The organism is Sutcliffiella horikoshii, from assembly GCF_002157855.1.
Classification (GTDB): Bacteria; Bacillota; Bacilli; order Bacillales; family Bacillaceae_I; genus Sutcliffiella_A; species Sutcliffiella_A horikoshii_C.
Genome location: NZ_CP020880.1, coordinates 1595772 through 1609422 on the forward strand (window position 1 = coordinate 1595772; position 13651 = coordinate 1609422).

The following is a 13651-nucleotide window of genomic DNA, read 5'->3' on the forward strand; positions in this document are numbered from 1 at the left end:
GCGATTGGAATTTATCAGTTATTTTCGGAACAAAAAAGGAACTATACCTAAAAGGAGTGAGGAAAATGAGTCAATTACAAACACAGCAAGAAAAATCTACCTCCATGCTTGATAGATTCTTAGGAGGCGTAGAACGGTTAGGGAATAAGCTTCCAGATCCTTTTATGCTATTTGTCTATTTATCTCTTTTTATTATTGGAATTTCCTTTGCAGTTAATCAGTTTGGAGTAACGGTTGAACATCCCGGAACGGGGGAAGAACTGGCTATTAAGAGCTTATTGTCAGGAGAAGGAATTGAATTCATTCTTACCTCGATGCTTACCAACTTCACTGGTTTTGCACCTTTAGGTCTAGTGCTGGCAATGATGCTTGGAATAGGGCTTGCTGATAAAGTGGGATTGATTGAAGCAGGGATCAAGAAGACTATATTAAATGCACCAAAAGCTTTGATCACCTATGCGGTCGTTGGTACCGGAATTCTAGGAAACCTTGCATCGGATGCAGCGTTTGTTATAGTACCGCCCCTTGCTGCCATGATTTTTTATACAGTTGGCAGGCACCCTCTTGCTGGGCTTGCAGCAGGTTTCGCGGGTGTTGGTGCCGGGTTTACAGCAAATGTCATAGTTGCTGGAACAGATGCATTATTGTCTGGTATTGCGACAGAAGCCATAAAACCTTTTGACGAGTCGTTAATCGTCACACCTGTAGACAATTATTATTTTATGGTGGTCTCTGTATTCATTCTTGCGGTGGTGGGGGCCTTAATTACGGAAAAAATTATCGAACCGCGACTTGGAACATATAAAGGAAAAGTAGATAAGGAACTAGAAGAGCCAAATCCTCTTGAAAGCAAAGGATTAAGAAATGCTGTACTGGCTGGACTTGCTTATTTGATCTTGTTGGCAGTTGGAGTATTTTGGCCGGATTCCATTTTGAGAAATGAAGACGGTGGACTTGTTCCTTCCCTATTCCTTACTGCCATCGTACCCATCACCCTATTCTTTTTCATCGTAGTAGGTGTTGCTTATGGGGTGACAGTAGGGAAAATTAAAAACACGGCAGATGTGCCAAAATTGATGACAGAATCCATGAAAGATATGGCAGGATATATTGTCCTTATTTTTGCAGCAGCACAGTTCATCGCATACTTTAATTGGTCGAATCTTGGAATATGGATTGCTGTTAATGGAGCGGGGTTCTTAGAAAGCATGAACCTGACAGGAATTCCAGGAATTATTGGTTTTGTTCTACTTGCAGCCGTATTGAACTTGATCATTTTCAGTGGATCTGCACAATGGGCTCTGATGGCACCAATATTTATCCCTATGTTTTGGATGCTGGATTATCACCCTGCGTTCATTCAGGCGGCATTTCGTATCGCGGATTCCTCCACAAATATTATTACACCATTGAATCCTTATATTATCGTCGTCTTGGCGTTTATGAAAGATTATGATAAAAAAGCAGGACTGGGGACTTTAATTGCTTTAATGTTGCCATACAGTCTTATTTTCTTAGGTGTCTGGATCATATTATTGGTTATTTTTGCACTAGGTGGCATCCCAATTGGGCCAGGTGTAGAAATGATGATTAAATAAGTTTAGGAGTAGGCAAAAGTACTATTTTACGAAAATTATTCATGAAGTCATTTACCCTCACATACCATATATAAATTTGGTTATGTGGGGGATTTTTATATGGTATCGAAGCAAATAACGGTCGCACTCGAATACGGACTTCATTCCAAGCCAGCTCACTACTTTGTTGAAAAAGCAAGTAGTTTTGTTTCAGACATACATGTAGTAAGGCACAATAAGATAATTGATGCAAAGAGTTACCTTGGTTTATTGTCGCTTGGAATTTCTAATGGCAGTGTCGTGACAGTGAAAGCAGAAGGTTCTGATGAAAAGGAAGCAGTAGAATGGTTGACCAGGTTTTTAAAAGGGGAAGAAGTGTTGTACTGAAGATAGCAGGTGGATGCATGAGTCCATCTGTTTTTTTCATTTTGAAAGGAAATTTTTACATTCCTCCAACGGACAAGTTCATGTTATACTCTTCGAATGAATATATGTCCATGTTTATGTATGGCATAAATGTGGGTAAATACCTTCGTATAACTGGAAATGGAGGAGAACACCATGAAAGCTCGCGATTCCTTCTTTGATAATGCGAAGTTTATCTTAATTTTTCTTGTTGTATTTGGGCATATCATTTCTCCATATCGTGCAAATGATGAATGGCTTGTGTCCATCTACCATTTTATCTTTATTTTTCATATGCCAGCATTTATTCTTTTAGCAGGGCATTTCAGTACCAACTTTCATAAAAAAGGCTATTATGTAAAAATTATTACGAGATTATTAGTGCCATATTTAATTTTACAGACAATCTATACGCTGTTTTACAGTCAGCTTTATGCAGATCCATCTATGACCTTGGAATACTTCACCCCAAGATGGGCGATGTGGTTCTTATTGAGTATGATTGCCTGGAAACTGATGTTGCCATTGTTTGGAAAATTACAGGCAAGATACAGTATTCTGTTGGCAATACTTTTAGGTGTCGTAATTGGATATGTGGATATCCCAGAAAGATTCTTAAGCTTGGATCGAACGTTTTATTTCTTCCCATTCTTTTTGATAGGGTATTATTTAACCAAAACAGACCTATTTGAGAAGTTGAAAAACGGTGCGTATCGAGTACATGCTTCTGCATTTCTTGTCATGCTGTTTGCTGGAATTTACTTTTTGTTAGGTGGAATTGATGGAGCAAGTATCCTTTATGGGACGTACACCTTCTCTTCTGTGATCGATATGTTGATGCGAATTGGCATATATGCAGGCAGCATGCTTGTAACCATAGCGTTTTTCGCACTTGTGCCAAAAGATAAGTATATCTTTACTGGTATTGGAAGAAGATCGTTTTATGTGTATATCCTACACGGCTTTATCATTAAGTGGTTCTTTGAAACGAGCTTTGGCCAAGCTGTCAACTCGCCAGCAGGATATATGTTGCTTCTTTTATTGAGTATTCTGGTAACGGTGGTAACAGGAAATAAATACGTGGTAAAAGCTATTCAGACACCTTTTGGGTATTTGAAGGAAAGCTTGTCGTTGAAGAATGGTTGATAAGTGAGCCGCCCCGGTAACCTTTATGGTTGTCGGGGCGGTTTTTGGTTTTCTGGGGAAAATTGTAAAATAAGCGAATTGTAGAATAGTCTCATGCTTGTTGTTCATGGTTGTGATGAAGACCTGAGTGACGAGGAAAAAGGAGTAGGGAGGTCCTCATAGTGTGATGAAGGCATGAGTGACGAGGAAAAAGGAAGAGAGAGGTCCTCATCGCCGGTATGAAGAAAGAACTTAATGAATACAGCCACTTTTTAAGTGTAGTAAAATGGTTCGGTCAAAATTCTCCTTGCTTCGGACATTTGAACCTTGAAAAACTGGAAGTTCGGTCAATTCACTGTGATGTTTGGTCAACTTTCACCGGGCGTTCGGTCATTTCAATTTTTGGTTCGGTCAATTATTGGAAAACTTCGGTCAACTTTTCGAAAACTTTGGTCAACTCTGCGAAAACTTCGGTCAACTTTCAAAAATCTTCGGACATTTGCTATGGACAGCTCAAAAAATAACAAGCAAAATAACCTCAGTATCCTGAGCTGCCCAGTAGCAATAAATCCTTATTACTGAAAAGTCTTTTCCCACTCGCTCAAATGTAAGACACCTAATTCAGGTTTGGCTTCCTGGTCAAGTAGAGCAAGATACTCCAAGCTATTGCCGTCCGGATCTGCAAAATAATAGCAGGCTGCGGGCATCCATGCGTGGACAACGGGTTCGCTTGCGTTCAATCCAAAGCTTGAGGAAAGCTCAATACCTTTTGTAGCTAAAAATGTTGGGACGCTCCGCAACTGTTCGAGCGAAACCTTAAATGCAAAATGGGAGCGAACAAACTCATGCTCATTTACTTCCCAAATTCCTAGCATCTGTTGTTTCTTTCCTGAATCACCTAAAAAGAAAAATGCCACTCGCCGCTCTTCTAAAAAGTAAGCAAGCTCCAATCCCAGGCTTCTATAGAAAGCTACCGCCGACTCCAAACTTATCGTTTTCACATGAGTCTCATATAATTCAGCATTTTTCATGGAAAGTTACCTCCTAATGTTTTTTAACTACTTTTATTATAATAGGAGTTCCTAAACCTGACCTCAGGAATAAGTGCGAAGATTCCATACTACTTTAGACCGAAAAAAAACACACAACCAAATACGGTTATGCGTCTTTATCACATTATATTATGGAGTTTGTTTATTTAAATCTTTTGGAGCCATTTTGACACCACGATAGTTGTTCACAACCCAGATCCCTAACAGTGAGAGAACGGTGGACATCGTAATGATAGCGGGCAATAGGTCAGTGATTCTTGCAATTAGACTATAAAGGATTCCAAAACTGACCATTGTAAGAATCACACTGACAAAATGAACTTTTTTGTTCAGATAGGCCATTAAACCTCCACCTGAAAAAACAAGCATACCTAACAAGAATAGCGCAATCATTGGAAAAAGATATTCCATGTCTTGCATAACCTCCGTTATGATGGTTTTTGTTTCTTTATGTATAGTATATCATAAAAATGAGAAAAGATTCAGATAACGGAGAGGAGGACGCTTATGAAGATAAGACAAGCGGTAGGAGCGATTGTAACAATAGGCAATGAATACATACTAATACTAAAAACAAAAATAAATACGACAGAAGGCAAAAAAGAAATCCAGGGTGAATGGGATTTTATCAAGGGCGGGGTAGAGAAAACGGATTCCTCTCTTTGTGAGGCTGTCCTAAGAGAACTAAAGGAAGAAACAGGAAAGGGAACTTTTTCTGTTATAAAAGAATTTGAAGAAAAAATAAGCTTTGAATTTTCTCAAGAAGTAGCGGACAGGATAGGATATCATTTCCAAGAAATAACCATGTTTCTTGTTGAGTATACAGGTGAGAACAAAGGCTTTCTGCCACAAGATGACGAGATTAGTGAGATTGGTTTTTTCAAAAAAGAAGAGGTGCTAAAAAAGCTAGCTCACTACCAAACCAGGGAATTTTTCAAAAACCATTGTTTGAATTAGGATTGACAATAAATAAAAGGGAAAATATACTAATAGTGTAAGACTATACGAGAAAAGGAAGGTACAAGGTGCGATGTGGAATTAATCTATTTCTTAGGAGTGAACTCATGTGATTATTAAAATGAGAAACTTGGAGAATTGGATTAGTCTGCCCATTTTTACCTGCCATAAGTATCGATGTATAGTTTCTTCGCTATCCATAATGGATTAGTGTTATTTTGTGATACTTACTTGTAGAATAGGCGTTGTTTGCATATGCAATCGACTTTTCTTTTAAACCTCTCCAGGATTCTGGGGAGGTTTTTTGAGATGATTGATACAATGGCTGCTCATTTATAAAAAAAAACAATAATGAGGTGCATATGTATGACAGTGATACTACAAGTGAAACAATTGAATAAAAGTTTTGGGGAAAGGGATATTTTGAAGGATATCTCTTTTGAGATAAGAAATGGTGAAAAGATAGGTTTGGTTGGTTGGAATGGTGCGGGGAAGACCACGTTGATGAAGTTATTGATGGGTTCGATCCAACCGGATTCTGGAAGTATTACTAAATTTCAAGATTCATTAAAGATTGGATACTTGCCGCAAAGCACCGATTATACCATCCATACAGATCAAGAAATGATAGAGGAGGCAAAAGATCTCTTACGTACAACAAGTGAGTTGGGTTTGGTTAAATCCATTACAAAAGAGGGAGCATCCTCGGACACGTTGAGCGGTGGGGAGAAACTTAAACTAGCTTTGGCAAAAATATGGACGCAAACACCGCAGCTTCTTTGTCTGGATGAGCCGACAAACCATATGGATATGAAAGGTGTAAACTGGTTAGTATCAGAACTAAATAAGTTTGCTGGTGCAGCAATCATCATCTCTCATGACAGATACTTCTTAGATATGACAGTTTCTAAAATTTACGAAATAGAAGACTGTAGGCTATTGGAGTATGAAGGGAATTACACAGCCTATCGCCAAGAGAAAAAGCGTCGTCTCGACCAGCAAACTCGTGACTATGGGAAGCAACAACGAAAAATAAAAATGATTGAAGATCAAGTTGCCAATTTGAAACAGTGGTCGGAAAAGGCACATAGAGAAGCGGGGAAAAGGGATAACCCTGGAGAACGGAAGCAGATGGGGTTAAAAGAATTTGAACGTGTAAAAGCGAAGAAAAAAGATAATCAAATTAAATCAAAGACAAAAAGGCTGGAGATTGAACTGTTCAAACATAAAGTGGAAAAGCCGAAGGAAGAAGTACAGGTCAAATTTGAATTTGAAACGGATGGTAAAAGAGGCAAAAGAATTCTGGAGGCGAAAGGGCTAACCAAGCAATTTGATGCTCGACTCCTATTTGAAAAAAGTCATTTTTATGTGAAGCATGGAGAGAGAATTGGGTTAGTTGGTGAAAATGGGGCAGGGAAAACCACTTTTATCAAAATGCTGTTGGATCAGGAAGCTATTACAAGAGGTTCCTTATGGAAAAGTTCTTCATTGAAAATTGCCTATTTGAGTCAGGAAGTCAGTGATTTGCCATCCAATAAAACTGCATTGGAATATTTAGACCTGGTTGGGTGGGAACGAATTTCCAAGGCACGCACCATATTTGCAAATATGGGAATGCAGGAAGAAAAGCTTACCAAGCCACTTAATACCTTGAGCCTTGGTGAAAAGACCAGGGTCAAGTTGGTTCATATGATTATGCAGGAATATGATGTCTTAATCCTGGACGAACCGACCAATCATCTGGACTTACCAAGCAGAGAACAGATGGAGGCTACTTTGTGTACGTTCAATGGCACGCTCATTATAATCTCTCATGACCGCTATTTTATTGAGAAGCTATGTGACAAACTGCTAGTGATTGAAAATAATAGAATCAAACGGGTGGAAACAGGTATAAAAGAGTATGAAGAGAGTAAAGGGGTGCAGGTGTCATCTTCTGAAAAAGAAACCAGAGAAAAGCTTGCGATTTTGGAGGCCAGGATTACCGAATTATTGGGTAAAATCAGCATGTTAAAAAGGGATAGCCAAGAATATTCTGATATTGATAATGAGTTACTCAAGTTAATGCAATTAAAAAAAGAATTGGCATAATAAGTGAAGAGGCTGACACTAGGTACAATAATAGCCTAATGTCAGCCTTTTTCATTTATCATCATGTAGCTGGAGGCGCAGCGCTGTTTTGTGAACTTCTTCTTTTCTGAATGGCGTTCATTCCCATTACAACTGCTACTAATTCTTCTGTCTCTAAGGCCGTTGTGTAGTCGGATAATTCAAATGCCGCTGCTTCAAAGAAGCTATCTGTTCTTTTGAATTCTGCAGCCAACTCATCGTTTTCATCAAAAAGTGTATATTCCCTTGAAAATGCAGGGCACTCCAAGCGATAAATTCCACGACCGTGGGCTTTGTATTCATAAATGGATTTGAAGAATGCGAAACGTTCGCGAAGTTCTCCTAACTCTTTTTCTTCATGATCCTTTATATACCACTTGTTCGAGAAAAAACCGAAACTTCCGCTTAAAATAATTTTCCCGTCAGGAGCTTTGATATCTACAGCAGCAGAAAAAGCACTCCTTAAATCTAACTTTCCAATAATTTTTTGATCTTCATTAAATATCTCCGTTTCTCCAGAAGAGAAGAAGTTATCTGAAAAATAGACTGTCTTTTCCATTCGCTGTTCCTCCTTTATTTTATATCTATTTATACGAATAAGAATTCCGAAAGTTTCAGTTTAGTCTCAATTTCTGTCCAGAATAAATGGTGTTGGAGGAAAGCTCATTGAGTTCCTTTAAGGCAGCAACGGTTGTTCCGTATTTTTTAGATAACGAATACAAGGTGTCCCCTTTTTTGACTGTGATGGTGAAGCTTTCAGGAGAAGGGGAAAGGTAGAGTTGTTGGCCGATCTTTATGGTGTCAGAAGTTAGGTTGTTCCAGGCCTTCAATTGTTCTACCGAATTGTTGGACTTTTTGGCTAAAGAGTAAAGAGTATCCCCTTTTTTAACTTCCGTGATGACAGGAGCTTTCACTAAAAGTTTTTGGCCGGTATAAATATTATTATTGTTTAACAGGTTCCACTCTTTTAACTTCTTTACGGTAGTTGCATGAGTTTTTGCAAGGGAGTAGAGGGTGTCCCCCTTTTTCACCACAATATCTGTTGCTTCTTTTATAATGAGTTTCTCTCCAGCAATAATCTTGGAACTTGTGAGCTCATTCATCTTTTTGAGTTCATCGATTGTGACATCGTATTTCTTTGATAGACTGTACAGTGTATCCCCTTTTTGAATGGTGATTACTTCATCAGTACTTGAAGCAAAAGCAGGTTCATAAGATGAGAACCCAAGTGCACCCGATAGACCAAGGGTAATGGCTAATGCAAGAATGGCTTTTTGATGTTTTTTCATGTTGAACACTCCAATTTAAAATTTTTGATTACACTTACTTTGACGTAGTTGGTTGAATTTTGTCGCTTGTACATGAAAAATAGTTAAGCCCATTTTTAAGAGATGGGTAAAAAACATGAAGAAGCCTGCGATGACAACATCGCAGGCTTAATAATGCATGGGTTAAGTTCTTGTTTTCCAAGCATTCAACACATTTTGTTCTTTTTCTTTATGAATTCCAGCTTTTCGTTCTTCGTCTTTTTTTGATGTCATCCAATCTCGGACATCTTTTACTGTTTCTTCTACGGAACGTACTTCCAATCTGTGTTGCAATGCTTTTTCAATACTTATGGAGCTTGCGCCACACCACGGTTCACTGCCTTCTACTAGGGGATGCTCTTCTGGTATCCAAAGTGGCATTTCTGTCCACGGTGCAACTTGTTGTTCCAATAAGAAGCTTTCATCTGCCCAGACAAATTCAGCATCAGATCCACTTACGTTTTTGCATACGGTAAGGAAATCCTCCATGCTCACAGGTGTTGTCGGTCCAGTTACGTTAAAAGTACCGGTTATTTTTTCATCTGCCATTTTAAGGATCCACAGTGCCATGTCTCTAGCATCAATATATTGGATTTCTCTTTCCTTTCTGCCTGGTGCCAACACTTCGCCACCTTCAGCTACGCGGTTAACCCAATAGGAGAAACGATCAGAATAGTCATGTGGACCAACCAGCAGTCCAGAACGGACATGCAAAACCTTATTGGGCATATTCTCCTCTGCGGCGCGTTCACTCTCTGCTTTCAAAGCACCATAATGGGCATTGATTTCCTCTTGTGTTCCGTAACCGATCTCTTCTATTTGTTTTTCTGTCAGGGATTGAACGGGATAGTCCTCTTTAATGTTAGATGGTATCCAATCTTTGTAAACCGAAATGCTCGAAACGAAGGTATAATGGTCGACTTTATCCGCAAGCACCCTTGTGGAATCATTTAAAGCTTTTGGGGTAAAACCGCAAGTGTCAATCGCAACATCCCATTTCCCAGTTTCAAGTAGAGAAAGGTCTTTGTTGCGATCTCCTACAATACATTCAACCTGCGGAAACAAATCTACATGATTACCGCGATTGAACATCGTCACTTCATGACCTTGTTTTAACGCTTCTTCTACGATAAATCTACCTAAAAACCGCGTACCGCCAATCACTAAAATTTTCATATGTAGGCCTCCCAAAATAGGTTATAGTTAGCTAATTCTCTATAACAGACAAAAAATCCTTTTTTCTGCACTTTTACGCAATCTTTTCTTTAGGAATTCTCCTGAAATACCACTTAAGAAGAGGCGGGACAACAATAATAATGAATAGGAGCCTTATTAATTGCAAAGAGCTGACCACAGCAGGATCTCCTCCTACAGAGGTTGCCGTCAACACCATTTCAATCAGTCCGCCGGGTGCGACACTCAAAATGGCAGTTGGCAAATCCAAGCTGGTTATCGTTGCGAGAAGCGTTCCAAGTGCAAAAGAGACCATGATCAACGTTACCGTTAAACCAAAATAAACAACGCAATATTTGCCGCCAAGCTTCAAATCTGCAAAGGCAATTCCTTTTCCCATCCCTATTCCTACAGTTATCTGAGCGAGTATCAATAATAAAGGTGGAAGAGTGGCCATTTCAATCAGGGTTGTGTTAAATAGAGCAGTCAAGGCAAGTGGAATAATGACAATGCCTGCTGGAATTTTATTTTTTAAAAGTACCCCGCCAATTATTGCTGGAAGGAACCAAAGATAGTGCCATCCCCCAAATTCATACGTACGCCCCATTACTGCCGAAACATCTTGCCCAATCCCGTTAGATGAAAAAGCATGGACGACAATAAAAGGAACCATGAACAATACTGTCAGCAACCGTACTGTCTGGAAAATGACGACCAAGGAACTTTTCGCATTCAATGATTCACTTGCAACCACCATTTCGGAAAGCCCTCCAGGAATCGCACCGAATACACTCGTAATTTTATCTACAGATATCCATCTTGTAACTAGAATGCTGTTCATTATACTCACAGCAACCAAAGCAATGGTGGATAGCACATAAGGAAGTATGTAAGGTGCGACTGTCATTAAGGTGTCTTTTGTAAAATAAAGGCCGAAAAATAATCCGAGAACCAGAAATCCACTCTGTTTTAAAGGATCCGGACAGTACACCTTCCGCTTAGAAAAACCTTGATAAAGCATAATGGAAGATAGTGCTCCGAGAACCCAAGGCAGAGGCAGGTTAGCAAGGTAAAATAGATATCCCCCAAGTCCGCCTATTATGTATGCTTCTATTAATCTTAATATAGGTATATTTCGCATAGCTAAAGACCCCTTTATTTGAATAAAGCAATTGTAACATATTTTAGGTGTCTGATGATGAAGTGGAAATCCTTCAATCGCCCGATCCATAATTTTTGGTGAATCCGGGAAAACTTCTTCCATTGACACCGGCCTTCAAAAGTCATAAAATACTAAGGTTGATTTATTAAGAGGCACGAAATAAATAAAAGAAAGAAGTGACAAAATGGCACCTGAACAACGTAAGAAAATGATTATTTTAATGATAAATATGTTTATTGCAGTAGGGAGTTTCGGGATAATCATCCCTATTCTTCCAGCATACTTGGCTTCGATTGGGGAAGGCGGATTGGCTGCTGGGTTAATGATTGCCATTTTTGCTGGTGCGCAGTTTGTCATGTCGCCATTGGCTGGAAAATGGGCCGATCAATACGGACGCAGAATTATGATTATTTTAGGTTTGGCAGGGTTGACCTTATCCATGTTTGTTTTTTATGGATTTGATTCTGTATGGATGCTTTATTTTTCACGTGTTATTGGTGGAATAGGAGCAGCGCTGTTAATACCTGCCCTTTTTGCTTATGTAGCGGATATCACTACAATGGATCAGCGTGCAAAAGGGAACAGTTACATTTCCGCTGCTATGTCGCTTGGTATCGTTATAGGACCTGGAATTGGCGGGTTCTTAGCTGACTTCGGATTAAAAACTCCATTGTTGGTATCTGCTTTGATTTCACTAGTGGCAACTGTTTTCTCCATTCTTGTGTTAGAAGAAAGCAGAGAGAAAGAGACGGTTATGGCACAGGAGGAAAATCCAGAGCCAATGATCAAAAAGCTGGCACTTTCTGTTAACAAACCGTATTTTATACCGCTAATTATAACGCTTGTGATGAGTTTTGGATTGATGGCATATGAGTCTGTTCTTGGGTTATTCATAGATAATCAGTTTGGCGCAACACCGCAGGAAATTGCGGTAATGATTACAGCTACGGGTATAATCAGTGTAATAGTGCAACTCTTTGTAGTAGATCGAATTGTACGTGCGATAGGAGAAGGCAATGTATTAAATATCTTCTTATGCGTAGCAGCAATCGGTTTCTTGGTATCGTTATTTGCTTCAAGCTACGGTGTATTCTTTGGGATAACCTTGATTATTTTCTTGGCAACTTCTATTTTGAGACCTGTCATCAATACCTTGATTTCGAAATTGGCGGGAAATGAGCAGGGATTTGCGATGGGGATGAATAACGCGTACATGAGTATTGGAAATGTATTAGGGCCCACACTTGCAGGGTTATTATATGATGTAAATATCATTTACCCATTTGTACTCGGACTATTAGTTTTAAGTGTAACAATACTTGTATCTTTTACATGGCAATCAAAACAAAAGAAAAGATTAGCTCAAGTGGAAGCAAATTAATTTCAATTAAGAAAATTCAGACTGCCTATTTACTTTTAGATAAAAATACCATATTATAAATATTGTAATAAAAACGAATGGAAGCGAGGGATGTTTTATGAAAAAGTTAATTGTTTTAAATGTTATTCAATTAAATAAAGAAGCACAGCCCTTGCATAGAAATCGTTAAACTAATCTGTTCTTTTTCTGATGAGATAGTAGATTTCCATGGGGCTGTGACGAAACGTCCCATGGTTAATAAATGTTTTTGCAAAAGACCGTGCGAGCGGTCTTTTTGTTTTGCCAAAAAAATTATCTACTTTCCATTAGGAGGAAAACACATTGAAAAGAAATCAATTAGGTTGGAATGAATTTTTAAATAGTGCTTTTACTGAATATGAAGTGCAAGGATACACAGTGGGCAGAGTGATGCTCGAGCATAAAAGATTGTACAGAGTGGAAACGGACCACGGTGAGTGCCTGGCGGAAGTGGCGGGAAAATACCGGTTTGAAGCGGTAACTCGAGAGGATTACCCTGCTGTTGGAGATTGGGTTGTATTAAGTGAACGTCAAGAGGAAGGCAAAGCAACGATCCATGCTTTGTTACCAAGGTTTAGTAAATTCTCAAGAAAAGCAGCTGGATTAACGACGGAAGAACAGATTGTAGCAGCTAATGTGGATACTGTTTTTCTAGTGCAATCCTTAAACTATGATTTTAATCCAAGACGATTGGAAAGATATCTAGTGATGGCATGGGAAAGTGGCTCCAATCCTGTGGTGGTCTTAACAAAGTCAGATTTGTGTGAAGATATTCCCGAGAAAATTGCCGAGATGGAAGCTGTTGCCTTTGGTGTTCCGATTCATGCGGTAAGTGTGAAGGACGAAACGGGATTAGAGGAACTGGCATCATATTTTACTGTGGGGAAAACAGTTGCCTTACTTGGTTCATCAGGAGCAGGGAAGTCCACATTGACGAATTATCTTCTTGGGGAAGAGAAGCAACTTATTCAAAAAGTTCGTAGTGATGATGATAAAGGAAAACATACGACAACATATCGAGAGTTATATATGTTGCCCACGGGTGGCCTTGTTCTGGATACTCCTGGTATGAGGGAGCTTCAATTATGGGAAGCAGATGGCGCGATCAGTCATAGTTTCCAAGATATCGAAGAACTGGCAGAGCAGTGCTATTTCAGGGATTGTAAGCATGGTAATGAGCCAAAGTGTGCGGTTCAAGGTGCTATTAACGAAGGTACTTTGGATGCTGGTAGATACCAGAGCTATGTAAAGTTGCAGCGTGAACTTGCATTCTTGGAAAGAAAAAATGATAAACGTGCTCAACTTGCAGAAAAAGAGAAGTGGAAGAAAATTACCTCTGGAGTACGCGGTGGGAAAAAGAAATAGGGAGGAAGCCACAAGGTGCG

14 protein-coding genes are annotated in these 13651 nt (G+C 39.2%); 8 read left to right on the top strand and 6 right to left on the bottom strand.

The features are described from left to right. The first annotated feature begins 65 nt into the window (after positions 1 to 65). The 4 genes from B4U37_RS08320 (at position 66) to B4U37_RS21940 (ending at position 3631) form a co-directional block, all read left to right on the top strand. Positions 66 to 1598, top strand: a complete 1533-nt coding sequence (locus B4U37_RS08320; RefSeq protein WP_088017845.1) for an AbgT family transporter — start codon at positions 66 to 68, stop codon at positions 1596 to 1598. Between the two features lie 99 nt (positions 1599 to 1697). Beyond that, complete coding sequence (locus B4U37_RS08325; protein WP_088017846.1) at positions 1698 to 1964, top strand: HPr family phosphocarrier protein; 267 nt, start codon at positions 1698 to 1700, stop codon at positions 1962 to 1964. A gap of 174 nt (positions 1965 to 2138) precedes the next feature. After that, the gene (locus B4U37_RS08335; RefSeq protein WP_088017848.1) at positions 2139 to 3128 is read left to right on the top strand and encodes an acyltransferase family protein; all 990 of its coding nucleotides are present in this window, start codon (positions 2139 to 2141) and stop codon (positions 3126 to 3128) included. Between the two features lie 218 nt (positions 3129 to 3346). Next, positions 3347 to 3631 (top strand): hypothetical protein, encoded by a 285-nt coding sequence (locus B4U37_RS21940; RefSeq protein WP_157663749.1) that lies wholly within the window; start codon positions 3347 to 3349, stop codon positions 3629 to 3631. 51 nt (positions 3632 to 3682) lie between these two features. Here the strand turns inward: B4U37_RS21940 and B4U37_RS08345 are convergent, their stop codons facing one another. Together B4U37_RS08345 and B4U37_RS08350 are read right to left on the bottom strand one after the other, a co-directional pair. Next, positions 3683 to 4138 carry a VOC family protein gene (locus tag B4U37_RS08345; RefSeq protein WP_088017850.1) on the bottom strand — a complete coding sequence of 152 codons (456 nt, stop codon included), beginning with the start codon at positions 4136 to 4138 and terminating at the stop codon, positions 3683 to 3685. A gap of 150 nt (positions 4139 to 4288) precedes the next feature. Further along, the gene (locus tag B4U37_RS08350) at positions 4289 to 4570 is read right to left on the bottom strand and encodes a hypothetical protein (RefSeq protein ID WP_088017851.1); all 282 of its coding nucleotides are present in this window, start codon (positions 4568 to 4570) and stop codon (positions 4289 to 4291) included. A 96-nt stretch (positions 4571 to 4666) separates the two neighbouring features. Between B4U37_RS08350 and B4U37_RS08355 the strand changes: the two genes are divergently transcribed. Further along, positions 4667 to 5116: an NUDIX hydrolase gene (locus B4U37_RS08355; RefSeq protein WP_088017852.1), complete on the top strand. Its 450-nt coding sequence runs from the start codon at positions 4667 to 4669 to the stop codon at positions 5114 to 5116. Positions 5117 to 5482: 366 nt separating this feature from the next. Next, positions 5483 to 7207, top strand: a complete 1725-nt coding sequence (abc-f, locus tag B4U37_RS08360) for a ribosomal protection-like ABC-F family protein (protein WP_088017853.1) — start codon at positions 5483 to 5485, stop codon at positions 7205 to 7207. 61 nt (positions 7208 to 7268) lie between these two features. Here the strand turns inward: abc-f and B4U37_RS08365 are convergent, their stop codons facing one another. From B4U37_RS08365 to B4U37_RS08380, 4 genes are all read right to left on the bottom strand, one after another. Next, complete coding sequence (locus B4U37_RS08365) at positions 7269 to 7784, bottom strand: LURP-one-related family protein (protein WP_088017854.1); 516 nt, start codon at positions 7782 to 7784, stop codon at positions 7269 to 7271. 55 nt (positions 7785 to 7839) lie between these two features. Next, positions 7840 to 8514 carry a LysM peptidoglycan-binding domain-containing protein gene (locus tag B4U37_RS08370; protein WP_088017855.1) on the bottom strand — a complete coding sequence of 225 codons (675 nt, stop codon included), beginning with the start codon at positions 8512 to 8514 and terminating at the stop codon, positions 7840 to 7842. A 162-nt stretch (positions 8515 to 8676) separates the two neighbouring features. After that, positions 8677 to 9708, bottom strand: coding sequence for an SDR family oxidoreductase (locus tag B4U37_RS08375; protein WP_088017856.1), 1032 nt, complete (start codon positions 9706 to 9708; stop codon positions 8677 to 8679). Positions 9709 to 9781: 73 nt separating this feature from the next. Further along, positions 9782 to 10846, bottom strand: a complete 1065-nt coding sequence (locus B4U37_RS08380; protein WP_198317095.1) for an AbrB family transcriptional regulator — start codon at positions 10844 to 10846, stop codon at positions 9782 to 9784. A 205-nt stretch (positions 10847 to 11051) separates the two neighbouring features. Between B4U37_RS08380 and B4U37_RS08385 the strand changes: the two genes are divergently transcribed. After that, the gene (locus tag B4U37_RS08385) at positions 11052 to 12248 is read left to right on the top strand and encodes an MFS transporter (RefSeq protein WP_088017858.1); all 1197 of its coding nucleotides are present in this window, start codon (positions 11052 to 11054) and stop codon (positions 12246 to 12248) included. A gap of 321 nt (positions 12249 to 12569) precedes the next feature. After that, positions 12570 to 13631, top strand: coding sequence for a ribosome small subunit-dependent GTPase A (gene rsgA / locus B4U37_RS08390; protein WP_088017859.1), 1062 nt, complete (start codon positions 12570 to 12572; stop codon positions 13629 to 13631). Positions 13632 to 13651 lie beyond the last annotated feature (20 nt).

What these genes read in the sequence shown, in the direction of transcription:
- B4U37_RS08345 (WP_088017850.1), bottom strand. Translation starts at nt 4,138, where the DNA reads ATGAAAAATGCTGAATTATATGAGACTCATGTGAAAACGATAAGTTTG.
- B4U37_RS08385 (WP_088017858.1), top strand. Translation starts at nt 11,052, where the DNA reads ATGGCACCTGAACAACGTAAGAAAATGATTATTTTAATGATAAATATG.
- B4U37_RS08320 (WP_088017845.1), top strand. Translation starts at nt 66, where the DNA reads ATGAGTCAATTACAAACACAGCAAGAAAAATCTACCTCCATGCTTGAT.
- B4U37_RS21940 (WP_157663749.1), top strand. Translation starts at nt 3,347, where the DNA reads ATGAAGAAAGAACTTAATGAATACAGCCACTTTTTAAGTGTAGTAAAA.
- B4U37_RS08375 (WP_088017856.1), bottom strand. Translation starts at nt 9,708, where the DNA reads ATGAAAATTTTAGTGATTGGCGGTACGCGGTTTTTAGGTAGATTTATC.
- B4U37_RS08350 (WP_088017851.1), bottom strand. Translation starts at nt 4,570, where the DNA reads ATGGAATATCTTTTTCCAATGATTGCGCTATTCTTGTTAGGTATGCTT.
- B4U37_RS08325 (WP_088017846.1), top strand. Translation starts at nt 1,698, where the DNA reads ATGGTATCGAAGCAAATAACGGTCGCACTCGAATACGGACTTCATTCC.
- B4U37_RS08335 (WP_088017848.1), top strand. Translation starts at nt 2,139, where the DNA reads ATGAAAGCTCGCGATTCCTTCTTTGATAATGCGAAGTTTATCTTAATT.
- B4U37_RS08370 (WP_088017855.1), bottom strand. Translation starts at nt 8,514, where the DNA reads ATGAAAAAACATCAAAAAGCCATTCTTGCATTAGCCATTACCCTTGGT.
- B4U37_RS08365 (WP_088017854.1), bottom strand. Translation starts at nt 7,784, where the DNA reads ATGGAAAAGACAGTCTATTTTTCAGATAACTTCTTCTCTTCTGGAGAA.
- B4U37_RS08380 (WP_198317095.1), bottom strand. Translation starts at nt 10,846, where the DNA reads ATGCGAAATATACCTATATTAAGATTAATAGAAGCATACATAATAGGC.
- B4U37_RS08355 (WP_088017852.1), top strand. Translation starts at nt 4,667, where the DNA reads ATGAAGATAAGACAAGCGGTAGGAGCGATTGTAACAATAGGCAATGAA.
- abc-f (WP_088017853.1), top strand. Translation starts at nt 5,483, where the DNA reads ATGACAGTGATACTACAAGTGAAACAATTGAATAAAAGTTTTGGGGAA.